The following is a 25265-nucleotide window of genomic DNA, read 5'->3' as shown; positions in this document are numbered from 1 at the left end:
GGGAGTGCTGCTCTCCCATATGGTTTTGATCGCCGTGGCCGGGTTCGGCGCCGGCGCCATCAACGCCCTCGTCGGATCGGGCACCCTGATCACCTTCCCGACGCTCGTCGCCCTCGGCTATCCACCGGTCACCGCCACCATGTCGAACGCGGTCGGCCTGGTGGCGGGCAGCGTGTCGGGCACCTGGGGCTATCGGGCCGAGCTGGCCGGGCAATGGGACCGGTTGCGCTGGCAGCTGCCGGCGTCGCTGGCCGGCGCGGTGCTGGGCGCCTTCCTGTTGCTGCACCTGCCTCCCACGGTGTTCGCCCGCGTCGTGCCGGTGTTGTTGGTGCTGGCCCTGGTGCTGGTCGTGCTCGGGCCGCGGCTGCAGCGGTGGGCGGCCCAGCGCGCAGAACAACAGGGGCGCTCGGCCGAACACATCACGCCGGCCCGGATGGCCGTGCTGGTGTTCGGGACCTTCGCGGTCGGGGTCTACGGCGGCTACTTCACCGCCGCGCAGGGCATCCTGCTGGTCGGCATCATGGGCGCGCTGCTGCCCGAGTCGGTGCAGCGCATGAACGCCGCCAAGAACCTGCTGACGCTGGTGGTGAACGTCGTTGCGGCGGTGAGCTATTCGCTGGTGGCCTTCGGCCGGATCAGCTGGCCGGTCGCCGGGCTCATCGCGGCGGGCTCGCTGGTCGGGGGACTGGTCGGGGCGCGCTACGGGCGGCGGCTCTCGCCGACCGCGTTGCGTTCGGCCATCGTGGTGGTCGGGCTGATCGGCCTGTACCGCCTGCTCGCGGTGGGCTGACGGGTCAACTCAGCGTGGCGGCGGCGGCTTCCGCCACGACGTCCATCACGTCGTGGCGCTTCTGCCACGCCCGCAGCTGCCGCATCGCGCCGTTGCCCTGCGCGACGACGCGGTCGAGTTCCGTTGTGACGCGGTCGTATTCACCGAGCGCGTCCAGCGCCGGGCGCACCCGTCGCACCAGCGCGCCCAGGACCTCGCGCGCCGGCACCGCGCCGCCGCGCCCGTGGATCAGGTCGAGCGTGTCTCCCGCGAGCCCGTCGTGTGCGGCCTTCCAGTACGCGGCGCGCAGCGCCGCGGGCGGCAGGCGCTCGGCGTCCGCGCCCCGCTCGTCGAGCGCGGTCATCACCGCCGCCCGGACCAGGGTGGCCAGCAGCACCGTCTCGGCGACCGTCGCCGGCACGTCGGCCACCCGGATCTCGACGGTCGGGAAGTTCTCCGACGCACGCACGTCCCAATAGACCATCTTGTGATCGAGGATGACCCCGCTGTCGATGAGCATGCGCACCGTGCGGTCGTAGTCCTCGGGCGCCGGGAAGAACGGCGGCGGCCCGGCCACCGGCCAGCGGCGCCACAGCACGCTGCGCCAGCTCGCGTAGCCGCTGTCGGCGTTGCGATACACCCGCGAATTGGCCGACAGCGCAAGCAACGACGGCAGCCACGGCCGCAGCCAGTTGCTGACCCGGATGGCGGCCGCCCGGTCGGGCACCTGCACGTGGACGTGACACCCGCAGATGCCCTGCTCGTGCGCGACCATCCCGTACGCCGCGCCGATCCGCCGGTACCGGGGCGTGTCGGTGACGGGGAACTCGTGCGGCGTGGCGGGCGGGAGGCCGGCGGCCAGCAGTTGGACTCCGGTGGTCTCGGCGGCGTCGGCGGCGGCGCGCCGCAGCCGGGTGAGTTGCTCGCCGAGTTCCGCGCTGGTCGCCGTCACGCTGGAGTTGGTTTCGACCTGGCAGCTGCTCAGCTCCAGCTGCAGGGTCGCGCCCCGCCGCTCGGCCTCCTCGGCCACCGCGGTGTTGCGCGGGGCCGGTTCGCCGGTTCGCGGGTTGACGAGGAGGAATTCTTCCTCCGCACCGAAGGTGGGAAGGCCGCTCATTTCAGCCGATTATCGGCCGATTGACTCGTTGCGAGGCGGGCTTACCAGCGAGTGGTCGACGCGAGCGCGTCGTCCGCGGTGGGGTACACCGGCAGCAGGCGGTTCAGCCCGCAGGCGTCGACGATTCGGGCGACGAACGGCTCGCAACTGACCAGGCGCAACTCGATGCCGCGCTCGCGGGACCGTCGCGCCTCGTCGGCGAGCACCGCGAATGCGCAGCAGCCCATGAATTCGAGGCCGCTGACGTCGATGACGAAGGGGCCGGGTGGGATGACGATGCCGGCCGCCTCGCCGATCAGCCGGCGCCAGGTGTGCTCGTTGCAGGCGTCGATCTCTCCGCCGGCGTTGACGATCACCGCCGCGCCGTTGCGGTCGGTGGTCGCCCGCAGCGTGCTGTGCGGGTCACCCAGCTCGTGGACCAGACGCGTGCTGAGCGTCGGCGGGGGGCTGGACATCTGTTCCGCGGTGATCGGGCTCATGATGGACTCTCCTAAGCTACCGGCGAGGGGGCGCCGGGCGGGGTGCCCGTCCTTCTGTCTGAAGACAGACTGTGCGCGAAGTGCGCGAATCTCATTTGTATAACGAGACAGGGCGGTCTGTCTACATTGGGCCGTTAAGAGTACGGTAAGGCCTGGTATGACAAGCGACGATGTCACTCCTGTCACCAGCTCGGCGCGCGAGCGCATCCTGACCGCGGCTTATGAGCTGTTCAGCCGGCGTGGAATCCGCGCCGTCGGCACCGACGAGGTGATCGTGCGGGCCGGCGTCGCCCGGGCCACCCTGTACCGCCACTTCCCGACCAAGGACGCGCTGGTCCTGGCCGTGTTACAGCGCCGCGAGGAGGTGTGGACGCACGGCCTGATCGAGGAGCAGTCCCGGCAGCGCGGCAGCACGCCCGAGGAACAGTTGCTCGCGATCTTCGACGTCATGCACGACTGGTTCCAGTCGCGCGACGGTTACGAGGGCTGCTCGTTCATCAACGTTTTCCTGGAGCTGGGGGCGGGTCACCCTGCCGGGCAGGCGTGCATCGCCCACATCGACCACGTCCGCGACATCGTGCGCCGCCGCGCCGTCGCGGCCGGGTTGGCCGACGTCGAGGACTTCGCGTCGTCCTGGCACATCCTGATGAAGGGCGCGATGATCCTCGCGGCCGTGGGTGACCTGGACGCCGCGCGGCGCGCCCGCAGGATGGGCGTCTCCCTGATCAAGGAGCACCGCCCGGTGGAGCCGGCCGAGATCGGCGAGGCGGTCGGCTAATTCAAGCTGCCCAGCGCATTGAGTGTGAATCCTGGGGTTTCAGTGTGAGCTGATGGCGGGATCCGGGCGACTTTTCCGCCCTGGACGCACGCGCAAAGCCGTGGATTCACGCGGCGTCGGTGGCTTCGGCTTTCCGGTAGTGCTCTTCCTCCAGCTCGGCGATCATCCGCGACGTGCGTTCGCGCAGCAGGATCGCGGCGGCGATTCCGCACACGACGGCGATCACCAGCCCGATCCAGGAGAACCGCTCCAGCCACCGTTCGGCGGCCATCCCGGCGAAGTACACCAGTGCGGTGGTGCCGCCCGCCCAGCAGATGCCGCCTGAGACGTTGGCCGCGAGGAAGCGCGGGTAGGGCATCTTGAGCGCGCCGGCCAGGGGGCCGGCGAAGATTCGCAGCAGGGCGATGAAGCGGCCGAAGAACACCGCGCGAACTCCCCAGCGGTTGAACAGCTTTTCGGCGAGGGCGACGTGCCCGGGGCCGAAGTGTTTGGGGAACCGCCGGCCGAGGCGGTCGAAGAGCGGCAACCCGTACCGGCGCCCCACCGAGTAGCCGATCGAGTCGCCGATTACCGCGCCGATCACCGCGGCGCCGCCGACGCCGATCGGATTGACGGCCAGGTCGTGGTGCGACGACATCAGCGCCGCGCTGACCAGGACGATCTCACCGGGAAGGGGGATGCCCAGGCTCTCGACCCCGACCACACCGCCGACCACCAGGTAGACGAGCAGCGGTGGGATCGACTGCAGCAGAGCCTCCACGTTCATGGGTCAAGGATGCCTGACCGGCGGACGAAGCGCGCCGCACTTGGCGCGGTCAGGGGCTCCATCCGCGGCCGCTTGGGCACCCGCCCGTCAGCCGACGACATGCCGCGCAGCCGCCGCCACACCCACGGCATGAACTTCTCCTGCGCCCAGCGAACCTGTCCGTAGGTGCGCGACCCGAACGGCAGCCGCGTGGCGCTGCCGCTCGCCTCGGCCCAATCATGGTTGCTGCCAGGCAGATCGAGCGCCTCCGCGGCCGCGGCGGCGAACAGCATGTGCCCCTTGGTGGACGCGTGCACTCGGTCGACGTCCCAGGTGTCCAGGTCCCGCATCGAGGCCGCGTCGTAGAGGTCGACGAGCCGGAAGCCGTATCGATCGGCGGCCACCGCGATCGCGTCGTTGATGCGGGCGAGCCGCCCGGACACGAGCCGGCCCAGCGGCAGGAATTGCGCGACGTTCGGGAAGGTGGTGGTCACCACCGTCGCCCCCGAGTCGGCGAGCGCCGCGTACATGCGCTCCAGGTCGGTCAGGGCGCGGCCGAACGAGTTTCCCGGCTGGATGACGTCGTTCATCCCGACGCACACGGTGATCAGGTCCGGCCGCATCGCCAGCGCGGGCGGGACCTGCTCGTGCAGCACGTCGGCCACCAGCTTGCCGCGAATCGCCAGGTTGGCGTAGTGCAGGCCCGGATACAGGGAATCGATCATCGCCGCGAGCCGGTCGGCGAATCCGAGGAAGCCGACGGCGTCGTTACCGTCCCACAGGCCCTCGGTCTGGCTGTCCCCGATGGCGACGTATCGGCTGTATCCGGTCTCGGTAGCCCCGTACACGATGCAGAGACTAACCGGAAACTTCGTTTCCGGGTGCTCTACCGGGGGTGTGGCGCGCGCGATCCCTCTCGGTCCGCGCGTGGGCGATTTGTCAGCTAGCGTCGTTGACCATGGCGGCGTCGTTGAGGGTCAACGCAATTCGCGGTCGGGACCGCACGGGCGTCGCCATTGGCGTCGCGTTGACGCTCGCGGTGTTCGTCACCGGGCTGCTGTGGGCCAAGTGGATGCCCTACACGGCCAAGGCCCTGCGGGCCCACCGGACCCACCACTGGTCGGGGTTGAACATCCTCGCCGTCGGCGGGGTCCGCGCCGGCGACGGCCCGACCTGGCACGCCGCTACGACCTTCTTCCACGCGTACTTCCTCTCGATTTGGCAGGCGCTGCTGGCGGCGCTGCTGATCAGCGCGTCGATTCAGGCCCTGATGCCGCCGTCGTGGCTGCCGCGGCTGTTGAACCGGCGCGGCGTGATTTCGAGCGCGCTGGCCGGTGGGGCGGCCGGCATGCCGTCGATGATGTGCACGTGCTGTGCCGCCCCGGTGGCCGTCACGTTGCGCCGCAACGGTGTCGGGCGCGTCGCCGCCATCGCGTACTGGCTCGGGAATCCGTTGCTGAACCCCGCGGTGCTGGTGTTCTTGCTCTTCGTCGCTCCGTGGCAGTGGACGCTGACCAGGCTGGTGGTCGGGATCGCCGCGGTGCTCGTTGTCGGGGCGGCCGTGGCGCTGGTGACCCGCACCGGGGACCCAGCGCCCGGCCCGGCGGCCGGGGATGGGCACCCGCCCGAGGCGCCTGCGCGCAGGTTTGCGCGAGCCCTGCTCAGGCTGTCCGTGATCCTGCTGCCGGAGTATGCCGTCATCGTGCTGGTGCTGGGCGCGTTCCGGGGCTGGGTGCTCGGCCTGGGCCGGCTCCCGCACGCGGGCCTGCTGATTGTCGTGCTCGCCGCTGTCGTCGGCACGCTCCTCGTCATTCCGACGGCCGGGGAGATCCCGATCCTGCAGGGGCTGGCGCTGCTCGGCGTCTCGTCGGGGACGCTCGGCGCGCTGTTGATCACGCTGCCGGCGGTCAGCATCCCGGGCGCGGTGATGGTCGCGCGCAGCTTCGGATGGAAGGCCGTCGCCGCCGCAACCGTCGGGGTGATCGGGGCGGGATTGGCCGGGGCGATCGTCCTCAGCGCGCTGTGAGCGGCGGGTACCGTCACTGTCTATGCGGGAAAAGGGGCAGCCGGCCGCCGACCCGCCCGCGCCGCAGTATCCGATCGAGTCGGTCGACAACGCGCTGAAGCTGCTGCTGCTCTTGGGGGAGCGCCCCGAGATCCGGCTGAGCGACGCGGCCCGGGACCTGGGTGTCGCCCCCTCGACCGCGCACCGGTTGCTGGCGATGCTGGCCTACCGCGGCTTCGTGCGCCAGGACCCGGTGTCCAAGGCGTACCTGCCGGGTCCCTCGCTCACCGGCGTCGCGTTCGCGGTCTTCGGCCGCCTCGACATTCAGCGGTCGGCCGCCCCGGTCATGCGCGCCCTCGGCGAGCAGCTGCGGGAGACGATCCATGTCGGGATGCTCGACGGTGCCCACGTCCACTTCGTGGCCGCGGTCGAGGGCCCGGCGGCGGTCCGGGTGGCATCCCGGCTGGGGCGCACCCTGCCGGCGCACTGCACCTCGACGGGCAAGGCGATGCTCGCCCAACTGTCGGAAACCGAACTGCGCCAACTGTTTCCGCACGAGGAACTGGAACGGGTCACCGCGCATTCGATCGGCAGCCGCACCCAGCTGGAGGCCGAGCTGTCGCGCATCCGCGAGCGGGGCTACGCCATCAACCGGGAGGAGAGCGAGGACGGCGTCGCCTCGGTCGCGGTGCCGATCCCGACGCGGGCGCCGGGCGTGCGGCTCGCGCTCAACGCCGCCGCCCCGCAGGACCGGCTCGACAGCGCCCGCTACCCGTCGGTGGTGGCCGCGCTTGTCAACGCGGCCAAGGAGATCGGCGATCAGCTCGGCTGAAGCCGATGCGGGATTTCCGGCTTCAGGAAGACGTCGTTGAGCGTCACGGTGCGCAGCCTGCGGGCCCGGATGATGTCCACCAGCTGCCCGTAGACGCGGGTGATCGGTGCGTGGTTGAGATGCCCGATCACGATGTTCTGCGGGGTGAAGGACAGGTCGGCCATCTTGACGATCTGGTCTTCGGTCAGCACCGCGGAATCCCGCAGGTCGCCGGACCACAGCGTGGGCACCTGGTAGCCCATGTCGGCGGCCACCGCGTCGACCACGGCGTTGTGGCGGCCGTACGGCGGCCGGAAGTACGGAGCGGCGTCCACACCGTAGGTGTTGCGCAGGAACTGGTCGGTGCGGCCGAGCTCGTCGGCGACCTCGTTTGCCGGAAGCTTCGTCAGGTCCGGATGCGACCACGTGTGGTTGGCGAGCTGAATCTGCCCGGATTCGACGAGCGGCCGAAGCAACTCGGCGTTATCGGTCCACGAGCGGAAGGAGCCGGTGACGAAATAGGTGAGCCGCACGCCGGTGTCCCGGGCGAATTCCGTGTAAAGCCGGACCACGTCGGTGTCGACGCCGTCGTCGACCGTCCACGCCAGCAGGTCACCGTTGCCGGGGAGCTTGCTCAGCGCCGCGCCGCCCGGCAGCGCGACCCGCGATGCGCGGTCCGGGGGCGACAGCAACGGCGGCAGCGCCGGGGCCGCGGGGGTCGGCGTGGGTCCGGGGACCTCGGCGCGGGCGACCGTCCCCCGGGGCCCGCCTTCCGAGCACAACGAGATCCCGGTGACGGCCACTGTCGCGGCCACCGCGACCAGGAAGCGCCGCCGGTCCAGTTCGCTCACGTGCCACACGTTAAGGCCACTGTCACCGCAATCCGGGCACGGCGCGCGCCGGAGATGAACCTGTGACCTTCGGTGCGCCATTCGTTAATGCGGAAAGTACCGATAAGCCGCAGGAAAGGGCATACAGTTTGCACGCGGCGGTGGTTCGCCCCGTCCGGGTACGAGTCGAATCGTCCTCTGTCGATGGGAGCCTCCCATGTCTTTCCTCATTGCGATGCCCGAGATGGTCTCGGCCGCGGCTACCGATTTGGCGGGTATCCGCTCGGCGCTCAGTGCGGCCAATGCCACCGCGGCGGCCTCGACGACGGAGTTGTTGCCGGCCGCCGCCGACGAGGTGTCAGAGGCCATCGCCGCGATCTTCGGCAGCCACGCGCAGGCTTATCAGGCGGTCGGCGCGCAGGCGGCGGCGTTCCACGAGCAGTTCGTGCAGCTTCTCAACGGGGGCGCGGGCGCGTACGAGTCCGCCGAGGCGACCAACGCGCAGCAGGCGGTGATGGGTGCGGTGAACGCGCCCGCACAAGCATTGCTGGGGCGCCCGCTGATCGGCGACGGCGCCAACGGCGCCGCCGGAAGCGGCGCGAACGGCGGGGCCGGCGGACTGCTGTGGGGCAACGGCGGCAATGGCGGCTCGGGCGGGGCGGGCCAGGCGGGCGGTAACGGCGGCAGCGCGGGGCTGCTCGGCAACGGCGGGTCGGGCGGCGCGGGCGGGGCGGGCCAGGCGGGCGGCAGGGGCGGCAACGGCGGCTGGCTGAGCGGTAACGGCGGCAGCGGCGGACAGGGCGGCGCCGCCGCGGCGGGCTTCAGCGGCGGCATGCCCGGGCGAGGCGGCGACGGCGGCAGCGCCATGCTATTCGGCGCCGGCGGTGCCGGTGGTCAGGGCGGCACCGGCCTGGCCGGGGCAAACGGAGTCAACCCCATCGTCAGCGGGCAGGGCGCAACCGGCAGCACCGGCGGCAACATCTTCAACAGCAGCGACGGCTCTTCGTTCGGCTTGACCGGTGGCGACGGCGCCGACGCCGGCCTCGGCGCCACCGGCGGCACCGGCGGCACCGGCGGAAGCGCGTTGGCGGGCAATAGCTCGGTCGCTGAGGCAGTCGCGGGCAATGGCGGCACCGGAGGCGCGGGCGGCAACGGGGGTGCCGGCGGCGTTGGCGGGAATGCCACCTTTGGCCTGACGGCACAAGGAGGCGCGGGCGGTAACGGGACCAACGCTTCGGCCCCCGGCGGGGCGGGAGGCGCCGGCGGCGAAGGCGGGCGGGCCGTGGCACTCGGTTCTAGTACCTCCGCCTTCTCCGGGGCCGGTGGCGGTGGTGGCGGCGGCGCCACGGGCGCGTCGGGCGGCACGGGTGGCGTCGGCGGCGCGGGCGGTAACGGTGGTCATGGCGGGATGATGGCCGGCACCGGCGGGGCGGGCGGCGCAGGGGGTATGGGCGGCGTTGGCGGCATTGGAGCCGGTGGCGGGATCGGCGGCGTTGGCGGCGACGCCGGTTCGGCCAATACCGGGCTCAATGCTGCGCAGGCCGTTGGCGCTCCGGGTGGCGACGGTGGCGCGGGTGGTTCCGGTGGCACGGGCGGAACCGGCGGTGCGGGCGGTGCCGGCGGAACCGGCGGTGCCGGAGGCCTCTTCGGCGACGGCGGCGCCGGCGGCAACGCCGGGTTTGGCGGCCAAGGCGGTGCGGGCGGCGGCGGGGGAATTGGCGGTGGCGGCGGCCACGGCGGGGATACCTCGGCGACCTCCGGCGGCACGTCGACCTTCGGCGGTGGTGGCGGCAATGGCGGCCACGGTGGTGGCGGCGGGAACGGTGGCAACGGCGGCGGCGCCGGCACGGTCGGCATCGGTGGCACCGGTGGGCTTTTGGGCCAGGCGGGCACCAACGGCGCGGTGGGCAGCGGCGGCACCGGCGGTGGCGGCGGCAGCGGGGTCAACGGCGGAGACGCGGGCACGCACGGGATCGGGGCAACGCACGGAGGCGACGGCACGGCCGGCACCGCGGGCAGCGACGGTTCGCCGGGTCAAACCGGCTGATTGTCCAAGCGCGCGACCTCGTGCCGCCACGCGGCATCGGTGTTGAAGCCAGAACCTAAGTCCGGCAAGTCATCCCAGTCGGCGTCATCGATGTCGCGCGGCGTTCCGCCGGCCGCCCGCACCCGCAGCGACATCCGCGCCAGCGCGTCGACGCCGATCGCCTGCAGCACCGCCCGCTGAACGGTGTCGGCCGCGCTGGTGATCCCGTGCCCGCGCAGGATCACCACCGGCCGACCACCCATCGCCCCGACCATTTCCTTGCCCAGCGCCGAGTTTCGGATCAGCACGGCGCGTTCGTAGACGGGCACGCCGCCGCGCGCGAGCCAGGCGCCGGGGATGTCGAAGGCCCCGTAGATCGGCCTCAGCGCGATGCCGGCGAGGTCGGCGGCGACGACGGCGGGCGGGTGCAGGTGCGCGACGGCCCGGTGTGCTGGGTTGGACAGCAGGGTTTCGGTGTGGATGGACAGCTCGTTGGGCACCCGGTAGCCGTCGAGTTCGCCTGCGGCGCCGGCGGTTCCGTCGAATGTGACGAGCCGGATGTCGCCGGGCCGCGTGAACGACACCCCGCGGTCGGTGTCGCTTCGGCAGCGGACGAGCAGGCGCTCGTCGTCGACGCGCAGGCTCAGGTGGCCCAGGATGCCGTCGACCAAACCGCGCGCCGCCGCTACCCGGCAGCCCTGCGCCACCAGCTCGCGTTGCTCGTCGAGGCGCGTCATCGCGGTGCGCTCAATCCGAATCCGCCGTCGGGGCGGACGGTTTCGCCGGTGATGCCGCGGGAGCGGTCGGAGGCCAGGAACACGAAGCTCCACGCGTGGTCCACGCCGGTCAGCGCGACGCCGAGCGGGCTGCGCGCCGCCATGTCGCGCGCCCGGTCGGGGGTGTCGTCGAGGCGGACACCGTCGAGCCCCAGGCTGGCGAGGCCGCGCAGGTCGGTGTTGAGAGTGCCGCCCGGGGCCACCCCGTTGACCCGAATCCGCGGTGCCAGTTCGTGAGCCAGCGTGGCGATCAGCCCGCGAACGGCGAACTTCGACGACACGTACAGCGCGCCGCCGCGCCCCGGATGGTACGACGACGTCGACTCGGTCAACACGATCGACGACCCGCCGGCCGACCGCAACGCGGGCAGGGCGGCTTTGACGGACTGCAGGTGGCTCAGCACGTTGGTGCGGAACATCTCGTCGAACGCGGGGGAGAGGTCGTCGGCGTCGATGTCGCCGATGCCCTTGTAGAAGTCGAAGATTCCGACGCAGTTGACCAGGGTGTCCAGCCCGCCGAACGCATCGACCGCCGCGGCGACGGCGCGCTCGTTGGCCTCACGGGTGATGGCGTCACCGTCGACCACCGGCGCGTCGGGCAACTCGCGCCGCAACCGCTCACACTTGCCGGAGTCCCATTCCAGCACAGCGACTTTGGCGCCCTCGGCGCGAAACACGTCCACCACGGCGCGGCCGATCCCCGAACCGGCGCCCACCACCAGCGCACGCTTGCCCTCGAGCCAGGCCGTCACGGTTGATCCTGCTCGTCGGGCAGCAGCGGGCCATCGGGATTGCCTACCATGGCCGCCAGCGTACGGGTGTTCTGTCGGGTCAGCGCCTCAATTTCGAGCGCGTCGAGGGAGATTGAGCGCCCGGTCTTGGGCGCGCTGATCAGCAGCCGCGACCCGTTGCGGGTGTCCACCCGCTGGATCAGCACTTCGGTGAATTCGTTGGCTATCGAGATCGGTTCGCTCACAAGAACACCGCCAGATTCTGCATCCGCAACACCGACTCGTCGACAAAGATGTTGCGCCGAGCCAGCTTCCAGCGATCGTCACACCAGCGCAGCAAGTCCTCGCGGCCACAGGACACCAGCGCGCTCTCGTTGACGTCCCCGCGGCTGCGGAAGAGCAGCTCGGCCGACTCGACCTTCAGTTCCGTCTCGTCGTCGCCCTCGAAGGCGCGCACGTTGGTGATGAAGTGGCGCAGCCGCGACGGCGGGTCCTCGGTCCAGGCGTGCTCGGTGGCGAAGCGAGCGGCCCGCTGGCGGAGCGAATACTTGTCCTCGTCGAAGTGCGCCATCCCCGGGGACGTGTCGAACCCGGCGCCGCGCGCCGTCGTCACCCGGACCGGCATGACGTAGCGGATGTCGTCGGTCAGGGTGTCCAGCCACGCGTCGTAGTGCTGGGCGTCCAGCAGGTAGGCCTCGTCGACCAGGAACTGGTGGGCCGCCACGTGCCGAATGTCGTTGAAGGGTAAAGAATTTCTCATTGCAGGTAGTCCGCCCACAGCTTGAGCAGTTCGCGCTGGTTGTGCTCGTTGTAGCCGACCTGGGCGCGCCCGGGCCCGTGGAAAGCGTCGGCGGGCAGCGCCTGAACCACGGGCCTGCCGTCGCCGAGCAGCCCCATCCGGCTGTTCAGCAGCAGTCGCCGCGCCATCGAACCGCCCGCGGTGCTGGTCAGCGAGACCCAGTTTTCCACGTCGTCCTGCTCGAACATGCCCGTCGACCCGAAGCACATCAGATAGGCCTTGTACGAGTCCTTCTTGAACTGTTCGGGCGCCGCGGCGTCCACCGCGAACCAGGAACACACCTCGGTTTCGTTCTCGCTGATCGGCTGCCACAGCCGGATCGAGATGAAGGGCAAGACTTCATCCTGCGCACCGTCGCGCACCTTCGGCCAGTTGTGCACGAAGCTGAGGTTGGGAAAGCAGGTGGCCGCCGAGATCATGAAGCCGTCCTCGCCGACCACCCGCTGCTGCCCCGGCGTCCAAGCCCGCTTGATGCGGCCGATCATCTCGTCGGGGTAGCCGACGTAGCGCATCCGCCGATCGAAGTCGCCCGGCGGAAGCTTGTAGGTGGTGCCGCCGCCGCGGTGCGCCCAATAGGTCGCTCCGTCCTTGCGCTTCTGCGCTTTTGGCTCGCGGAACAGGCCGATGTCGACGATCGACGCGTGCGTGTGCGGCGTGTGGTACATGTCGCCGGCGAAGTTCTCGGCGCCGATCTTCCAGTTCGCCTTGATGCGCCAGCGCTGCGGCCCCCGCACCTCCACACCGGCCGCGCTCTGCTTGGTGTAGAAGTCCAAATAGAACCGGAAGTCGCCGAGGTAATCCTCCAGCGGTTCGGCCGCCGGGTCCATGCTGATGAACAGCATCCCGTTGTAGCTCGCGAAACTCGGTGCGGGAAGCAGGCTTTGGGCGTCCCGGACCAGCCCGTTGTCGCCGCCGTAGGCCTCGCGGTGAAACGGCAGCCCGATCAGCCGGCCGTCGTTGCGATACGACCACCCGTGGTACGGGCAGCGGAAGTTCGAAGCGTTGCCCAGCTCCGCGCGGCACACCTGCATCCCGCGGTGCAGGCACATATTGAACAGGGCCCGCACGTCGCCGTTCGCGTCGCGGGCGATGATGAACGAGTCGTCGAGAACCCGGCGCACCACGTAGTCGCCGTCGTGCGGGATCTCCGATTCGTGGCCCACGAACGTCCACGCCCGGCCGAAGATGCGCTCCCTTTCCAGCGCGAACAGCTGCCCGTCGTTGTAGATGTGGGCGGGGATCATCCCGCGCCGGACGTTGTCGAAAACGCTGCGAAGATCGCTCACTCGGCCCTCTGTTATGCAGAAATACGTTCTGCTAAATAGAATCCCGCACACCGCCCGCCCGGTCAATCCCCATGGCCAGCGACCTCGGAGCATCCTGGTGGCTAACTCACAGGCGTCACACAACCGACGAACCAGGTGACGCCGCTACGGTGGGTCACGTCGGGCTCACCACGAACGTGAGCGCGACGTAACGCCGGGATAATCGCCGATTTCACGGGTGGTATCGGCGATTATCTCCCTATCTGAGGAAGGGCGGTGTCATGGTTGATCGGTCCCGGGGGGCCGGTGGTCGGCTGCGGGAACTCGGACCGCGAGTGCTGTCAGCTATCGGGCGTCAGGAGTGGCTGGATCGGCCGAGCTATCGCCTCGAACACCTGCTCAGCTTCGGCTACAACGCGCTGGGCGGCGCCCGCGACACCGTTACCAACGCCCTGCACGGCGTCTGGCTGGGGCATCCGGTGCATCCGCCGCTCGCGTCGCTGACGAGCGGAGCGCTCGGCACCACGGTCGCGCTGGACGCGCTGAGCCTGCTGCCCGGCCAACGGCCCAGCGAGGTCCGTGACGCGTCGCGGTTCGCCTCCCGCGCGCTGGGGGTGGGGATCCTGGCGAGCATCGGGTCGGCGATCACCGGCACCACCGACTGGCAGCACACCCACGAGGAGGACCGCCGGGTGGGGCTGGTGCACGGGCTGGTGAACCTCGCCGCCACGGCGCTTTACGCGCAATCCTGGTGGGACCGCCGCCAAGGCCGCCACGGCCGCGGCATCACGCTGACCGCGCTCGGCTACGCGATCACCCTCGGCGGCAGCTACCTCGGCGGGTCCCTGGTGTTCGAGTCCGGCATCGGCATCGACCGGTCGGGTGAGCGGCTGCGCGCCACCGAGTGGACGCCGGTGCTGCCCGCCGGCTCGCTGAACGGAAAGCCGGTCCGCGTGGAGGTTGACGGCGTGGGATTGGTTGTGTGCCAAACCAAGCCGGGGGAGGTGTCGGCGTTCGGCGAGTTCTGCCCCCACCTGGCCGCGCCGATGGCCGACGGGTGGGTCGATCGCGGCCGGTTGGTGTGCCCCTGGCACGGTTCGTGGTTCGCGGCCGAGTCCGGCGAGGTGTTGCGCGGTCCCGCGGCGGCGCCGCTGCCGTGCTACGAGGCCAGGTTGGCCGACGGAATGGTTGAGGTACGCGCCGAGGAGGTAGCGAAGTGAACGCCTATGACGTCTTGAAGGAGCACCATGTTGTGATCAAGGGCCTCGGCCGCAAGGTCAGCGAGGCCCCGGTGAACAGCGAAGAGCGCCATGACCTTTTCGACGAGATGCTGATCGAACTCGACATCCACTTCCGCATCGAGGACGACTTGTACTACCCGGCGCTCAAGGACGCCAGCAAGCTGATCGCGGTCGCCCACGCCGAGCACCGCCAGGTGGTCGACCAGCTTTCCGTGTTGCTGAAGACGCCGCAGAGCGCGCCCGGCTATACCGAGGAGTGGAACTCCTTCAAGACCGTGCTGGAGGCCCACGCGGACGAGGAGGAGCGCGACCTCATTCCCGCGCCGCCCGAGGTCAAGATCACCGACGCCGAGCTCGAGGAGCTGGGCGACAAGATGGCCGCGAAGATGGAGCAATACCGCGGCTCCGCGCTGCACCGGCTGCGCGCCAGGGGCAGGGCCTCGCTGGTTCGCGCCCTCTAGGCGGGCGATCGGGAGTAGCCTCACGGCTCATGACCGCCGAGGATGTCGCGTCCCAGCACGACATCACGGCGGAGATGGCCGCGATCGCGGTTGACGCCCGGCTCGGGGATCCGGCCCGTCCGCGCCTCGACTATCCGCCCTATCGCAGCAGCGCCCTGCGCCATCCGAAACGCCCCGCGCTCGTCGTCGACCCGGAGGAGCTCGAACGCTACGCGCCGTGCTTCGGCGCCCAGGACGTCGACCCTCGCGACGCCGACCTGACGGCGGGCCATCCCGGTGAGCCGATCGGACAGCGGATCGTCGTGGCCGGGCGGGTGCTCGACGACTCGGGTAAGCCGGTGGCGGGGCAGCTGATCGAGATCTGGCAGGCCAACGCCGCCGGCCGCTACCGCCACCGGCTCGACCAGCACCCGGCCCCGCTGGATCCGAACTTCGTCGGCGCCGGCCGTTGCCTCACCGGGCCCGACGGCTCGTTCCGGTTCCTGACCATCAAGCCCGGCCCGTACCCGTGGCGCAACCACCGCAACGCGTGGCGCCCCGCGCACATCCACTTCTCGGTCTTCGGAACGGCTTTCACCCAACGCCTTCGTCACCCAGATGTACTTCCCGGGCGACCCGCTGTTCGACCTGGACCCGATCTTCCAATCGGTCCTCGATCCCGCCGCCAGGGGGCGGCTGATCGCCCGTTACGACCACGACCTCACCCAGCCGGAGTACGCGACGGGCTACCGCTGGGACATCGTGGTCTGCGGTGCCCACCGGACCTGGACCGCGGACGATGGCTGAATTGGCGTGCACCCCAGGGCAAACGGTCGGCCCCTTTCTCGGGCTGGGGCTGCCGTATCCCGGTGACGGCCGACTGGTCGCCGACGGGCATCCGCAGGCGGTCCGGCTGCACGGCACGGTCTACGACGGTGCCGGCCACGCGGTGCCCGACGCGCTGGTCGAACTGTGGCAGCCGGACGGCGCCGGGCGCATCCCGCGACTGGCCGGCTCGCTGCGGCGCGACGACACGTCGTTCACCGGGTGGGGCCGGTGCGCGACCGACGAGGCCGGGCACTACAGCTTCACCACGGTGGCGCCCGGCCCGCATGAACCCGGCGGCGCCCCGTTCTTCGCGCTTTCCGTCTTCGCGCGCGGCCTGCTGGACCGGCTGTTCACCCGCGCCTACCTGCCCCACGACGCCGTCGACCCGGCGTTGGCCGGCCTGGTGTGTATCCCCGAAAGCGGCTGCGCGGGATACCGTTTCGACATCCACCTGCAGGGCCCGAACGAGACCGTCTTTTTGGAGTATCGGCGATGACCAACCTGCTGTGGCCCGGCGACCAGCGGGCGGGCGCGCACATGACGGACGCCGCGCTGCTGGAGGCGATGGTCGCGGTCGAATCCGCCTGGCTGGCGGCCCTGGCCGCCGCCGGCCTGGCGCCCGCCGACTGCGCCGGAGCCGACCTGGCGGCCCTGCTGCGCGACGGCGACCGCGAGTCGCTCGCGGCCGGTGCCGAGGACGGCGGCAACCCGGTCATCGGCCTGGTCGACCTGCTGCGCGGGCGGGCCGCCCCGGCCGTCGCACCATGGATCCACCGGGGCCTCACCAGCCAGGATGTGCTGGACACCGCCTTGATGCTGGGCGTGCGGGCCGCCGCCGATGAGCTCGTAGCCCAACTCGCACGACAGATTTCGGCGCTGTCCGACCTCGCCGCCGCGCACCGCGGCACGCCCATGGTGGCGCGCACCCTCACGCAGCACGCGGCGCCCACCACGTTCGGCGCCAAGGCGGCGGGGTGGCTGGACGGAGTCGTCGACGCCTACGAGCGGCTCGCCGGGCTGGTCACCCCGATCCAGATCGGCGGCGCCGCCGGAACGCGGGCCGCGGCCACCGAACTGGCGGCGCTGCTCGGCGGGTCGGCCGACCCCGATCGCCTGGCGCAAAGCGTCGCAACGTCTTTGGGGCTGAGCAACCGGCCGCCCTGGCACACGACGCGGACGCCGGTCACCGCGGCCGGCGACGCCTTCGTCGGGTGCACCGACGGCTGGGGCCGCATCGCCTCGGACGTCGTCACCCTGGTCCGCCCGGAGATCGGCGAACTGGGCGAGCCGGCGGCCGAAAACCGCGGCGGGTCGTCCTCGATGCCGCACAAGCGCAACCCGGTGCTGTCCATCCTGATCCGGCGGGCCGCCGTCGCGGCGCCGCAATTGGCGGCGACGCTGCACACCGCCGCCGCGTTGGCCAACGACGAACGGCCCGACGGCCCATGGCACGCCGAATGGGACACCCTGCGCACGCTGACCCGGCGGACCGTCGTCGCGGGCTCGCAGTGCGGCGAACTGCTGGCCGGGCTGGCGGTGCTCTCGGCGCGGATGACCGAAAACCTGCGCCTGACGGACGTTTACGGCGAACAGCGCGCGATCTCGGAATTGGCGGGCAAGGCCCCGTCGCCGACCTACTTCGGTGACGTCGACCGGCTGATCGACCAGAGCCTGGACCGCGCCGGGCGGATCGTCAAAAACCGCTAGTCGCCAACGCCTCGGCGTCGGCCTTGTAAATGCTGGCCAGCCAGATGTGCACCAGCATGTCGATCACCCGGTCCTCGGGGATCGCCGGCTCCTCGGCGGTGAACGTCGCGGCCATCACCCGCTCGCTCAACATGTTCAGCGCGACGGAGAGATCCTCGGCCGGGTAGGTGTCGGGGGCGGCGCCGCGCCGGCGCTCGGCCTTGATCGCCGCGGTGGTGTGGGAAATCCACTTCTGCATCAGCGTCGACCACAGCTGCCGCACCTCGGGGTTGGTGGCCTTCGCCGCGGCACCCGCCACGGCGACCGCCCGGTGCGAGCCCGACACCTCGAAGAACGCCTCGATGCGCGCCCGCCACAGCGCGGCGGGGTCGCCGAACAGCTTGCCGCCCAGCGCCGTAAGCGCCACGTGCGCCTTGCCGTTCATCTGGTCGAGCAGCGACAACAACACGGCATTCTTCGACTGGAAATAAAAGTAGAAAGTGGGACGGGAGATGCCCGCGCCCTTGGCCAGGTCGTCGACCGAGAAATCGGCCAGCGGCCGCTCCTGCAGCAGGCGCTCGGCGGTGGCCAGAATGGCTCGTTCCCGGTCGTCGCCCAAATGATGCGCAGAACGGCGGCCCCGGGACGCGTGCATCTACTCGGCCTGCCTGAGGTCGGACACGAACGTTACTTTATGGACGCTTCGATATAAGTCAACGAATTGTTGATTACAACCAACAATATTGTCGATTAATATCGACGGTTTGTTTATCGACCAATTTGTTGAATCGTCGTCGGCCCGTCGATCACTGGTGACTTTCGCCCCTACTTCGTCGCGCCCGGTGGTGGTCGCATCTAGGTGGGTAAACACCCGGCTAGACAAGGAGACCGGCGATGACGGGCAAGGATGACGGCACCAAGACCTGCCAAATCGACCTATCGATCGAAGAGCACGAAGAGCGCACGCGGGCGAAGGCCCGGCTGTCGTGGGCGGGCAAGGACTACGTCGGGATTGGTTTGGCGCGACTCGATCCCGCCGACCAACCGGTGGCCCGGATCGGCGACGAACTGGCCATCGCCCGCGCGCTGTCCGATCTGTCGAATCAGCTGTTCGCCTTGACCTCAACCGATATCCAGGCCAGCACCCACGAGCCGGTCACGGGTCTGCACCACTGACCGCGACCAGGAAAGCGAATCATGGCACAGAAACAGGATTTCCCGACCGTCCTCGACGTCGAGGTGACGACGCACGGGCGGCTGCCCGGTGCCGCGGACTACGCGCGCAAAAAGATTGGTGAGCTCGGCCACCTCACCGACGCGCCGGTGTTGCACGCCCGGGTGAGGCTGACCCAGCACGGCGACCCCGCGGTGGCCCGCCGGGTGGTCGCACAAGCCAACCTCGACGTCAACGGCCGGCCGGTGCGCGCGCAGGTTGACGGCATCACCGCGGCAGAGGCCGTCGATCGCCTCGAGGCGCGGCTGCGTCGACAGCTGGAACGCGGCGCCGAACACTGGGAGGCCCGGCGCGGGCGCATTCCCGGGACCGACCCGCACGAATGGCGGCATCAGTCCGAGCCCAGTCACCGGCCGGACTACTTCCCGAGACCCGAGGGCGAACGCCGCGTCATGCGGCACAAGTCATACAGCCTGCCCACCTGCACCGTCGACGAGGCCGCGTTCGAGATGGAGCTGCTCGACTACGACTTCCACCTCTTCACCGAGGCGGGCACCGGTCAGGACAGCGTGCTGTATCGCCAATCTCCCGCGGAATACCGCCTCGCACAGGTCAATCCGGATCTCGCGGACGAGCTGGCTCCGGTCGAGATGTCGCTGAGCATCAGTCCCCAACCCGCGCCGCGGCTCACCGTGGACGAGGCGATCGGGCGGATCGGGCTGATCGGCCTGCCGTTCCTGTTCTTCGTCGACGCCGCCGTCGACCGCGGCAGCGTCCTGTATCACCGCTACGACGGGCACTACGGGCTCATCACGCCCGCGAGCTGAGCGGCCCCTTACTCCGTCGTTAGATGGCCGGTGAACCAGTCGCGCGCCAGAGCGGCCACCTGCTCGAGGGCGCCGGGTTCCTCGAACACATGGGTGGCACCGGGGACGACCGCGATCTGACACTCGGCCGGGATCAACGTTTGTGCGAGCCGGTTGAGCTTGAGGACCATTTCGTCGCGTTCGCCCACTATCAGCAGGGTCGGGGAGTGCACGGCGCGCAGCGACTCGCCGGCGAGGTCGGGTCGTCCGCCGCGGGATACGACTGCCGCCACCTTGACGCCGGGATGGGCGGCGGCCGCGAGCGCTGCGCCGGCACCGGTGCTGGCGCCGAAGTAACCGACCGGCAGTGACGCGGTGTCGGGTTGGCCGGCCAGCCAGCCGGTTACGTCAACCAAACGACGGGCGAGCAAGCCGATGTCGAAGACGTTGGCCCGGTTGCGCTCTTCGTCGGGTGTGAGCAGGTCGAAGAGCACCGTGGCGAGCCCTGCCCCGTTCAGAACCTCGGCGACGAATCGATTCCGTGGGCTGTGCCGGCTGCTTCCGCTGCCGTGCGCGAACACGACGACGCCCGTGGGGTGTTGTGGGATCGTCAGGCGTCCAGCCACCGAGGCCCGTCCCGAGATCACCTGGATCTCCTCGTCGCGCAGCGGCGGCTGCTGCGCCCGAAGTATGTTACGCACCACGGCGATTGGCCCCGTCGGTCGCGGCGTACCGCAACAATGCGCCGACCCCGTCGGCCGGTGTGATCAGGTCGTTGGCCCGTACCAATGACGCGCCCACCGCGATCGCGGCGAACGGCAACGCCTCGTCGGCCCGTGCTACGCCTTTCACCGGTTGGCCGAAGTCGGACAGCACGTCGGCATCCGGCGCGACCATGGTGGGCGCGTTGCCGGTAACGACGGTCGTGTCGCCCAACTCGCCGACGAACAGTGTGTCGACGTCGCCCTCACGCAGCGCGGCGCATACGGCGGCGACGCCCTGGGCCGCCAAGCCCGAGCCGCGCCCTTTTTCGGCTTCGAATTGGTCCGCGATCTCGGCCGTCTCGATGCGATGGAGCCTGTCGAACTCTTCTTGCGTCAGCCGGCGGATCTCTTCCTCATCGAAACCACTCTTGCGTGGCCCGCCGTGTAACTCCGACACCCGGCGGGCCGCGCGCCGCGGCAATTCTGAAACCACGTCCGCCCGCGCACGGACCTCGCCGCACACGAACACCACCTCGGGGTCCGCCTTGTCCACGAGCCGGGTGATCTCGTCGGCAACCGCGCGGCAGTTCATGCGGATGGCTTCGTCGGTGGTGTGCTGAAAGTCGCCGTAGCCGTTGAAGCCGGCAGTCGCCGGCTTGTGCACCGGATGTCCGCCGTCGATGGTGGTGGAGCTGGCCACGCCGCCCTGAAAGACGGTGACGTCGGCGCCGACGTGGTCGACCGCGGCGAAAACATAGGTCGGCCGGCGCATCTCAAGTTCGATCAACGGCACCACGTACGGGTAGTCCGACAGGCGAACCACCAGCGCCGGTGGTGGCTCGGTAAGGGGCTCGTTGATCAGCACCCGGTCTCGGGTGGCGATCACGGCGCGGCCGCGCCGACCGATCGCCGGGCGATGGTTCAGTACGGCCTGCTCGACCGTGCCGAGAACTTCCGTGTCCGCCCCCAGGCCGTCGAGATACTTGCGGATATCGCTCCATCTCGCTTCCAGCTGCTTGACGGCATCCGCGGTGTCGTGTGTGTCGTCGAAATAGACCGAGGCGAACGGGCCTTCCGTGTCGGCCAACCACCTTAGGCGATCTGATCGCATGCCGTCCCTCTCCTTTTGCACCATTGATGTTGGCAACCGTATGGAGGACGACCGTGGCGGCGGGAGGGTCGTTAGCCCCGGAATTCGGGCCTTAGGTCACCGTCTTTCACGCTGACGATTGTTCGTAGAGCGCCGAGAGGCGATCCGAGAACTCCTCGATCACCACCTTGCGGCGAAGCTTCAGGCTCGGCGTGAGATCGCCGGATTCGACGGAGAGTTCACGGTCGAGGATCGCGAATCTCTTGATCTGCTCCCAGCGATTGAGTTCCACGTTGAGCGCATCGATGTATCCGGCGATCAGTCCCTGTGTCTGCTCGTCGCGTGCTATCTCGGCGAACGACTTACCCGCGAGGCCCTGTTTGGTGGCCCAGTCGGTGATCGCCTCGCTGTCGAGGCTGACCAGCGCCACGCAGTACGGCTTGCCCTCCCCATAAACGAGGAGCTCGCTCGCGTACGGGCAGAGGCCCTTGAATTTCGCATCGATCGCCGACGGCGCCACGTACTTGCCCTGCGAGGTCTTGAACATGTCCTTCTTGCGGTCGGTGATCCGCAGGAAGCCGTCGCCGTCGATTTCGCCGATGTCACCGGTGTGGAACCAACCGTCCGAATCGAGCGCCTCGGCCGTGGCGTCGGGAAGATCATGATAGGAGGTCATCAAACCCGGCCCCTTGAGCAGGATTTCGCCGTCGTCGGCGATCTTGGCTTCCGTCGCGGGGAACGGCAACCCGACCGTGCCGAACCGGTAGGCCCCGGGGCGATTGATAAATGACGCGGCCGCGGTCTCGGTCAGCCCGTAGCCCTCGAGCACGATGATGCCGACGGCGTCGAACCACTGGGCGACGTCGTGGTCCAGGGCGGCGGCAGCGGAGACGAAGAACCGCAATCGTCCACCGAACCGTTCCCGGATGGTGGAGAACACCATCCGGTCGGCCACCTTGTACGCGAGCAACGAGGCCAACGAAGGTTTCTTGCCGGCTTGCCGGGTTTGGGACATCTTTGTGCCGACGCCGATCGCCCAGTCGAAGATTTTCTTGTTGAGCCTGCCCTGCTCGGCGACCATGCCCTCGATGCGGGCGTGCGCCTTCTCGAAGATGCGGGGCGCCGCCCCCATGATGGTGGGACGCAGCGTCGCAAGGTTGTCGACGATCCGCTCGGGACGGCCGTCGATCGCGGTCGGGAAGCCGATCTGCAGGGGCAGCGCCAGCATCACCTTGCCGAAGGCGTGTGCCAGGGGCAGCCACAAGAAGTTGACGTCATCGGGCCCGAGGATGCCGAGCGAGTCGATGGCCGCGGCGGTGTACGTCCATGCCCCGTGGGTCAGTCGCACGCCCTTCGGCCGACCGGTGGTTCCGGAGGTGTAGATGAGGCTGGCGAGCTGGGCCGGGCCGACGGACGCGACGCGCTCCCTGATGGCATTCGGTGAGTCTGCCAGCACCTGCTTGCCCAACTGCTCCAGCTCGGCGAGCGTGATCACCCAGTCGCCGTCGCCGTTGCCGTCGATGATGACGACCTTGCTCACCTCGGGCAGGTCGGTGCGGTGTTCGAGCAGTTTGTCGACCTGAGTCTGATCTTCGGCGACCACCAGTCGGCTTCCAGAGTTGGCGATGATGTAGGAGACGTCGCCCGCGTTCGTCGTCGGGTACACGGTGGTGGTCGCCGCGCCGGAGCACATGATGGCGAAATCGACCAGCACCCACTCGTAGCGCGTCGACGATGCCAGCGCGACGCGATCCTCCGGGGCGATGCCCAGCGAGATCAGCCCGCCGGCAATGTGGTAGACGCGTTCGCCGACCTGCTGCCAGGTCACGCTCTCCCAGGTGTGGTCCAGTGGGTACCGAAAGGCCTCCGCGTGCGGCGTGGCGGCGACGCGGTTCAGGAACATGTGCGCCACTGATGGTGCGCGACTCTCGATCTTGGCGAAGTCGGGCGTCTCCATTGGGGCGGGTGGCTGGTTCATAGTGTTAATCCCTCGATCCTGCTGCCGGCGTTACGTCGGAAATAGTGTCGAAAGTCCCCGCGATCACAGGTTTCTGCTGGCGCGGTCAGCTGGCAACCGCCACCCGAACGGACAAGCACTCGCCGATGGCGTACGCCGCGGTCCAATCGCCGCCGCACACCGCGCGCTCGAGGTCGCCGACCAACGGGCTTTGGGCGCCCAGCTCGGCGAGCCACGCGGAAACTGTCGCAGTGATCTGGTGAGCCGCCACCCGGGCCGTATGACCCTCGTGCAGGCAATCGGTCAACTGATACACGGCCGCTGTCGGCCGCCGCTGTGGCCAATGAGGCCGCCATGTCGCTGAGTACATCGTCGTCTCCCGGGTAGCCGGATCGTTCCATCCGACCAAAGCCGCCGGCCGCGTCGTAGAGGCCAAGAGCACGTCTACCGGGATGCTTTGGTCTCGCGTTGGACCCGCCGAAGTCCCGGCCCGACAGGGACTTTTGTCACTGCGCTCACCAGCGAATTGCCCCGGCGGTTTAGGGGCCGGCCGCGTACCGTTCTTCGGGATGACCGATTGCGGGGAAGCCGGTTCTGGGCGCGCCGTGCCGGCCGGTATGAGTGCTGTCAGCGTCGAGGAGTTGTCGGCGCTGGACGTGTTCGCCGGCGTGCCGGCGCAGGATCTTACGGCCTTGGCCTCACGCCTGAAGCCGCTGCGCGCCGCCGCCGGCGAGGTTCTGATGCGCCAGGGTGAACAGGCGCTGTCGTTCTCCATCATCACATCGGGCCGGGTGGAGATCCGGCACCTCGCCGCTGACGGCCAGGTGACGGTGACCGAGCTGTCACCGGGGACGATTATCGGCGAAATCGCTTTGCTGCGAGGCGAACCCAGAACGGCGACCGTAATCGCCAAAGATGACGTCCGCGGCTACGTCGGATACAACGACGCCTTCGAGTGCATGTTGGCTTCGCCCGTCGTCGCCGAACGGATGGTGCGCACCGCGAGGCAGCGGCTGGTCGCCTACATCGACCCGATCGCTGTGTCGGCCAAAGACGGTACCGAGCTTCTGCTGCGTCCGGTGCTGCCCGGTGATGCCGAGCGGTTCAAGAGCAGTGGTTCCTTTTCGCGGGAGACGCTGTATCGGCGCTACCAGGGCGGTGCGCCCACCCTCGCCCGGTTGGCTTATCTCTTCGAAGTCGACTATGTCGACCACTTTGTCTGGGTCATCACAGACTGTGAGGGCGGGCCGGTGATCGCAGACGCCCGGTTCATTCGTGATGAAGATGACCCGGCCTCGGCAGAGGTCGCTCTCACCGTCGCGGACGCCTATCAGAATCGCGGGATCGGCACCCTGTTGCTCGGCGCGCTGGCGGTCGCCGCCCGTGTCGACGGCGTCAAACGCTTTCACGCCCGGGTGCTCGCCGACAACCCGCCCGCGCGCGTGCTGGGCGACAAGGTCAATGCGCGTTGGGAGCACGAGGAACCCGGCGTCCTTGCCACGACGGGGGATATCCCGGCCCCCGATGACCTGCCCATCGATTCAGGAACCCTTACGCAGATCCGAATGGTGGCCCGACAGGTGATCCAGGCTTTCGACTGACCCAATGACGGCTTCGAAGTGACTTATGCCCCGGGGCTTCGTGCCTTTGCGCCCTTATCCGATGGCGGGCCGGGCGCCCAGTATGGATGCTTCCGGGCCAAGTTCTCAAAGGAGTTGGGCAATGAAGTCGCTCATCGTCTGCACTTCGAAATCGCACGGCAACACCCGGCGCGTGGCCGACCGGATGGCAGAGGTGCTTGGTGCCGAGGTCGTCGAACCGGAGTCAGTCGACCCCGAAACGATTTACCAGTACGATCTCGTCGGCTTCGGATCCGGCATCTACTACATGGCGGTGGACGAGAGGCTACGGAACTTGATCCGTCGCCTCCCGACCGTCGATCACGTGCGAGCGTTCACCTTCTTCACCAGCGGCGCCCGGGCGGTTCCGCTGCTGGACTACAACAAACCGGTTCGGAAACACCTCGAAGCGAAGGGCTTTGAGGTGATCGGTTCGTTTTCCTGTCGCGGCTTCGACACCATGGGACCGTTCGGATTCATCGGCGGCATCAACAGGGGACGGCCCGACGACCGCGACCTCGATTCAGCTGCGGAAGTTGTTGCGCGCCTTCGCGAACGCGTCGAGCGCCCCCAGGCCGCTTCATGACCA

General features: G+C 69.3%; 27 protein-coding genes and 2 pseudogenes. 14 read left to right on the top strand and 15 right to left on the bottom strand.

Features of this window, described 5'->3' with window-relative positions; genetic code table 11:
- Window positions 1–19: 19 nt before the first annotated feature.
- Window positions 20–790 carry a sulfite exporter TauE/SafE family protein gene (locus AC5Y5E_RS07470; RefSeq protein ID WP_499902630.1) on the top strand — a complete coding sequence of 257 codons (771 nt, stop codon included), beginning with the start codon at window positions 20–22 and terminating at the stop codon, window positions 788–790.
- Between the two features lie 4 nt (window positions 791–794).
- Here the strand turns inward: AC5Y5E_RS07470 and AC5Y5E_RS07465 are convergent, their stop codons facing one another.
- Window positions 795–1886, bottom strand: coding sequence for a glutamate--cysteine ligase (locus tag AC5Y5E_RS07465; RefSeq protein WP_499902343.1), 1092 nt, complete (start codon window positions 1884–1886; stop codon window positions 795–797).
- A 41-nt stretch (window positions 1887–1927) separates the two neighbouring features.
- Complete coding sequence (locus AC5Y5E_RS07460; RefSeq protein WP_499902342.1) at window positions 1928–2365, bottom strand: anti-sigma factor antagonist; 438 nt, start codon at window positions 2363–2365, stop codon at window positions 1928–1930.
- 157 nt (window positions 2366–2522) lie between these two features.
- Between AC5Y5E_RS07460 and AC5Y5E_RS07455 the strand changes: the two genes are divergently transcribed.
- Window positions 2523–3143 carry a TetR/AcrR family transcriptional regulator gene (locus AC5Y5E_RS07455; RefSeq protein ID WP_499902341.1) on the top strand — a complete coding sequence of 207 codons (621 nt, stop codon included), beginning with the start codon at window positions 2523–2525 and terminating at the stop codon, window positions 3141–3143.
- A gap of 106 nt (window positions 3144–3249) precedes the next feature.
- Here AC5Y5E_RS07455 and AC5Y5E_RS07450 read toward each other — a convergent pair whose 3' ends face one another.
- Window positions 3250–3909 (bottom strand): DedA family protein, encoded by a 660-nt coding sequence (locus AC5Y5E_RS07450; protein WP_499883580.1) that lies wholly within the window; start codon window positions 3907–3909, stop codon window positions 3250–3252.
- On the bottom strand, window positions 3906–4736 hold the full coding sequence (locus AC5Y5E_RS07445) for an SGNH/GDSL hydrolase family protein (protein WP_499902340.1): 831 nt from the start codon (window positions 4734–4736) through the stop codon (window positions 3906–3908). The genes AC5Y5E_RS07450 and AC5Y5E_RS07445 overlap by 4 nt, the downstream gene beginning before the upstream one ends.
- A gap of 110 nt (window positions 4737–4846) precedes the next feature.
- Between AC5Y5E_RS07445 and AC5Y5E_RS07440 the strand changes: the two genes are divergently transcribed.
- Both AC5Y5E_RS07440 and AC5Y5E_RS07435 read left to right on the top strand, forming a co-directional pair.
- Window positions 4847–5914 carry a permease gene (locus AC5Y5E_RS07440; RefSeq protein WP_499902339.1) on the top strand — a complete coding sequence of 356 codons (1068 nt, stop codon included), beginning with the start codon at window positions 4847–4849 and terminating at the stop codon, window positions 5912–5914.
- A gap of 22 nt (window positions 5915–5936) precedes the next feature.
- Entirely contained in the window at window positions 5937–6725 is a 789-nt protein-coding gene (locus AC5Y5E_RS07435; protein WP_499902338.1) for an IclR family transcriptional regulator, read from the top strand.
- Here AC5Y5E_RS07435 and AC5Y5E_RS07430 read toward each other — a convergent pair.
- Entirely contained in the window at window positions 6713–7546 is an 834-nt protein-coding gene (locus AC5Y5E_RS07430; RefSeq protein WP_499902629.1) for a polysaccharide deacetylase family protein, read from the bottom strand. The two genes, AC5Y5E_RS07435 and AC5Y5E_RS07430, sit on opposite strands and share 13 nt — an antisense overlap.
- A gap of 205 nt (window positions 7547–7751) precedes the next feature.
- Between AC5Y5E_RS07430 and AC5Y5E_RS07425 the strand changes: the two genes are divergently transcribed.
- Window positions 7752–9581, top strand: coding sequence for a PE family protein (locus AC5Y5E_RS07425; protein ID WP_499902337.1), 1830 nt, complete (start codon window positions 7752–7754; stop codon window positions 9579–9581).
- On the opposite strand, the gene phtC is transcribed toward AC5Y5E_RS07425, so the two are convergent.
- From phtC to AC5Y5E_RS07400, 5 genes are read right to left on the bottom strand one after another with little or no spacing between them, the layout of a single operon-like run.
- Window positions 9569–10297 (bottom strand): 3,4-dihydroxyphthalate decarboxylase, encoded by a 729-nt coding sequence (phtC, locus tag AC5Y5E_RS07420; protein ID WP_499902335.1) that lies wholly within the window; start codon window positions 10295–10297, stop codon window positions 9569–9571. The genes AC5Y5E_RS07425 and phtC overlap by 13 nt on opposite strands.
- Window positions 10294–11088 (bottom strand): 3-(cis-5,6-dihydroxycyclohexa-1,3-dien-1-yl)propanoate dehydrogenase, encoded by a 795-nt coding sequence (gene hcaB, locus AC5Y5E_RS07415; protein ID WP_499902334.1) that lies wholly within the window; start codon window positions 11086–11088, stop codon window positions 10294–10296. Before hcaB ends, phtC begins: the two co-directional genes overlap by 4 nt.
- Entirely contained in the window at window positions 11085–11312 is a 228-nt protein-coding gene (locus AC5Y5E_RS07410) for a dihydrodiol dehydrogenase (protein WP_499902333.1), read from the bottom strand. The genes hcaB and AC5Y5E_RS07410 overlap by 4 nt, the downstream gene beginning before the upstream one ends.
- Complete coding sequence (locus AC5Y5E_RS07405) at window positions 11309–11827, bottom strand: 3-phenylpropionate/cinnamic acid dioxygenase subunit beta (protein ID WP_499902332.1); 519 nt, start codon at window positions 11825–11827, stop codon at window positions 11309–11311. Before AC5Y5E_RS07405 ends, AC5Y5E_RS07410 begins: the two co-directional genes overlap by 4 nt.
- Window positions 11824–13110 (bottom strand): aromatic ring-hydroxylating dioxygenase subunit alpha, encoded by a 1287-nt coding sequence (locus AC5Y5E_RS07400; RefSeq protein ID WP_499902628.1) that lies wholly within the window; start codon window positions 13108–13110, stop codon window positions 11824–11826. The genes AC5Y5E_RS07405 and AC5Y5E_RS07400 overlap by 4 nt, the downstream gene beginning before the upstream one ends.
- A gap of 302 nt (window positions 13111–13412) precedes the next feature.
- Here AC5Y5E_RS07400 and AC5Y5E_RS07395 point away from each other — a divergent pair, with 302 nt between their 5' ends.
- From AC5Y5E_RS07395 to AC5Y5E_RS07375, 5 genes and pseudogenes are all read left to right on the top strand, one after another.
- The gene (locus AC5Y5E_RS07395; protein ID WP_499902331.1) at window positions 13413–14351 is read left to right on the top strand and encodes a Rieske (2Fe-2S) protein; all 939 of its coding nucleotides are present in this window, start codon (window positions 13413–13415) and stop codon (window positions 14349–14351) included.
- Window positions 14348–14833, top strand: coding sequence for a hemerythrin domain-containing protein (locus AC5Y5E_RS07390; RefSeq protein ID WP_499902330.1), 486 nt, complete (start codon window positions 14348–14350; stop codon window positions 14831–14833). The genes AC5Y5E_RS07395 and AC5Y5E_RS07390 overlap by 4 nt, the downstream gene beginning before the upstream one ends.
- Before the next feature lie 29 nt (window positions 14834–14862).
- A pseudogene (gene pcaH, locus AC5Y5E_RS07385) lies at window positions 14863–15619 on the top strand (protocatechuate 3,4-dioxygenase subunit beta).
- Window positions 15612–16136 (top strand): protocatechuate 3,4-dioxygenase subunit alpha, encoded by a 525-nt coding sequence (pcaG, locus tag AC5Y5E_RS07380; protein ID WP_499902329.1) that lies wholly within the window; start codon window positions 15612–15614, stop codon window positions 16134–16136. Before pcaH ends, pcaG begins: the two are co-directional and overlap by 8 nt.
- Entirely contained in the window at window positions 16133–17347 is a 1215-nt protein-coding gene (locus AC5Y5E_RS07375; protein WP_499902328.1) for a lyase family protein, read from the top strand. Before pcaG ends, AC5Y5E_RS07375 begins: the two co-directional genes overlap by 4 nt.
- Here AC5Y5E_RS07375 and AC5Y5E_RS07370 read toward each other — a convergent pair.
- A complete protein-coding gene (locus AC5Y5E_RS07370; RefSeq protein WP_499902327.1) occupies window positions 17334–17981 on the bottom strand; it encodes a TetR/AcrR family transcriptional regulator in 648 nt (215 codons plus the stop codon). The genes AC5Y5E_RS07375 and AC5Y5E_RS07370 overlap by 14 nt on opposite strands.
- Before the next feature lie 239 nt (window positions 17982–18220).
- On the opposite strand from AC5Y5E_RS07370, the gene AC5Y5E_RS07365 reads away from it, so the two are divergent.
- Together AC5Y5E_RS07365 and AC5Y5E_RS07360 are read left to right on the top strand one after the other, a co-directional pair.
- Window positions 18221–18502, top strand: a complete 282-nt coding sequence (locus AC5Y5E_RS07365) for a DUF1876 domain-containing protein (protein WP_499902326.1) — start codon at window positions 18221–18223, stop codon at window positions 18500–18502.
- Window positions 18503–18523: 21 nt separating this feature from the next.
- Complete coding sequence (locus tag AC5Y5E_RS07360) at window positions 18524–19327, top strand: ribosome hibernation promotion factor (protein ID WP_499902325.1); 804 nt, start codon at window positions 18524–18526, stop codon at window positions 19325–19327.
- An 8-nt stretch (window positions 19328–19335) separates the two neighbouring features.
- Here the strand turns inward: AC5Y5E_RS07360 and AC5Y5E_RS07355 are convergent.
- The 4 genes and pseudogenes from AC5Y5E_RS07355 to AC5Y5E_RS07340 all read right to left on the bottom strand — a co-directional run.
- Window positions 19336–19989, bottom strand: a pseudogene (locus AC5Y5E_RS07355) (dienelactone hydrolase family protein); the annotation flags it as partial.
- Window positions 19990–19999: 10 nt separating this feature from the next.
- The gene (locus tag AC5Y5E_RS07350) at window positions 20000–21121 is read right to left on the bottom strand and encodes an Rv2629 family ribosome hibernation factor (protein ID WP_499902324.1); all 1122 of its coding nucleotides are present in this window, start codon (window positions 21119–21121) and stop codon (window positions 20000–20002) included.
- A gap of 106 nt (window positions 21122–21227) precedes the next feature.
- Window positions 21228–23078 carry an AMP-dependent synthetase/ligase gene (locus AC5Y5E_RS07345; protein ID WP_499902323.1) on the bottom strand — a complete coding sequence of 617 codons (1851 nt, stop codon included), beginning with the start codon at window positions 23076–23078 and terminating at the stop codon, window positions 21228–21230.
- Between the two features lie 85 nt (window positions 23079–23163).
- Window positions 23164–23427, bottom strand: coding sequence for an Rv2628 protein family (locus AC5Y5E_RS07340; RefSeq protein WP_499902322.1), 264 nt, complete (start codon window positions 23425–23427; stop codon window positions 23164–23166).
- Window positions 23428–23626: 199 nt separating this feature from the next.
- Between AC5Y5E_RS07340 and pat the strand changes: the two genes are divergently transcribed.
- Both pat and AC5Y5E_RS07330 read left to right on the top strand, forming a co-directional pair.
- Complete coding sequence (gene pat, locus AC5Y5E_RS07335; protein WP_499902321.1) at window positions 23627–24658, top strand: acetyltransferase Pat; 1032 nt, start codon at window positions 23627–23629, stop codon at window positions 24656–24658.
- 121 nt (window positions 24659–24779) lie between these two features.
- Window positions 24780–25262 carry a flavodoxin family protein gene (locus tag AC5Y5E_RS07330; RefSeq protein ID WP_499902320.1) on the top strand — a complete coding sequence of 161 codons (483 nt, stop codon included), beginning with the start codon at window positions 24780–24782 and terminating at the stop codon, window positions 25260–25262.
- The last annotated feature ends 3 nt before the right edge of the window (window positions 25263–25265 follow it).

This window comes from Mycobacterium sp. NGS54 (assembly GCF_059812465.1).
Note: the sequence above shows the minus strand (reverse complement) of the source record. Positions and strands in the feature narration are given on the sequence as shown.

What these genes read in the sequence shown, in the direction of transcription:
- pat (WP_499902321.1), top strand. Translation starts at nt 23,627, where the DNA reads ATGACCGATTGCGGGGAAGCCGGTTCTGGGCGCGCCGTGCCGGCCGGT.
- AC5Y5E_RS07435 (WP_499902338.1), top strand. Translation starts at nt 5,937, where the DNA reads ATGCGGGAAAAGGGGCAGCCGGCCGCCGACCCGCCCGCGCCGCAGTAT.
- AC5Y5E_RS07340 (WP_499902322.1), bottom strand. Translation starts at nt 23,427, where the DNA reads ATGTACTCAGCGACATGGCGGCCTCATTGGCCACAGCGGCGGCCGACA.
- phtC (WP_499902335.1), bottom strand. Translation starts at nt 10,297, where the DNA reads ATGACGCGCCTCGACGAGCAACGCGAGCTGGTGGCGCAGGGCTGCCGG.
- AC5Y5E_RS07465 (WP_499902343.1), bottom strand. Translation starts at nt 1,886, where the DNA reads ATGAGCGGCCTTCCCACCTTCGGTGCGGAGGAAGAATTCCTCCTCGTC.
- AC5Y5E_RS07345 (WP_499902323.1), bottom strand. Translation starts at nt 23,078, where the DNA reads ATGAACCAGCCACCCGCCCCAATGGAGACGCCCGACTTCGCCAAGATC.
- AC5Y5E_RS07395 (WP_499902331.1), top strand. Translation starts at nt 13,413, where the DNA reads ATGGTTGATCGGTCCCGGGGGGCCGGTGGTCGGCTGCGGGAACTCGGA.
- AC5Y5E_RS07455 (WP_499902341.1), top strand. Translation starts at nt 2,523, where the DNA reads ATGACAAGCGACGATGTCACTCCTGTCACCAGCTCGGCGCGCGAGCGC.
- AC5Y5E_RS07440 (WP_499902339.1), top strand. Translation starts at nt 4,847, where the DNA reads ATGGCGGCGTCGTTGAGGGTCAACGCAATTCGCGGTCGGGACCGCACG.
- AC5Y5E_RS07350 (WP_499902324.1), bottom strand. Translation starts at nt 21,121, where the DNA reads ATGCGATCAGATCGCCTAAGGTGGTTGGCCGACACGGAAGGCCCGTTC.
- pcaG (WP_499902329.1), top strand. Translation starts at nt 15,612, where the DNA reads ATGGCTGAATTGGCGTGCACCCCAGGGCAAACGGTCGGCCCCTTTCTC.
- AC5Y5E_RS07360 (WP_499902325.1), top strand. Translation starts at nt 18,524, where the DNA reads ATGGCACAGAAACAGGATTTCCCGACCGTCCTCGACGTCGAGGTGACG.
- AC5Y5E_RS07370 (WP_499902327.1), bottom strand. Translation starts at nt 17,981, where the DNA reads ATGCACGCGTCCCGGGGCCGCCGTTCTGCGCATCATTTGGGCGACGAC.
- AC5Y5E_RS07400 (WP_499902628.1), bottom strand. Translation starts at nt 13,110, where the DNA reads ATGATCCCCGCCCACATCTACAACGACGGGCAGCTGTTCGCGCTGGAA.
- AC5Y5E_RS07470 (WP_499902630.1), top strand. Translation starts at nt 20, where the DNA reads ATGGTTTTGATCGCCGTGGCCGGGTTCGGCGCCGGCGCCATCAACGCC.
- AC5Y5E_RS07365 (WP_499902326.1), top strand. Translation starts at nt 18,221, where the DNA reads ATGACGGGCAAGGATGACGGCACCAAGACCTGCCAAATCGACCTATCG.
- AC5Y5E_RS07375 (WP_499902328.1), top strand. Translation starts at nt 16,133, where the DNA reads ATGACCAACCTGCTGTGGCCCGGCGACCAGCGGGCGGGCGCGCACATG.
- AC5Y5E_RS07450 (WP_499883580.1), bottom strand. Translation starts at nt 3,909, where the DNA reads ATGAACGTGGAGGCTCTGCTGCAGTCGATCCCACCGCTGCTCGTCTAC.
- AC5Y5E_RS07405 (WP_499902332.1), bottom strand. Translation starts at nt 11,827, where the DNA reads ATGAGAAATTCTTTACCCTTCAACGACATTCGGCACGTGGCGGCCCAC.
- AC5Y5E_RS07330 (WP_499902320.1), top strand. Translation starts at nt 24,780, where the DNA reads ATGAAGTCGCTCATCGTCTGCACTTCGAAATCGCACGGCAACACCCGG.
- AC5Y5E_RS07425 (WP_499902337.1), top strand. Translation starts at nt 7,752, where the DNA reads ATGTCTTTCCTCATTGCGATGCCCGAGATGGTCTCGGCCGCGGCTACC.
- AC5Y5E_RS07460 (WP_499902342.1), bottom strand. Translation starts at nt 2,365, where the DNA reads ATGAGCCCGATCACCGCGGAACAGATGTCCAGCCCCCCGCCGACGCTC.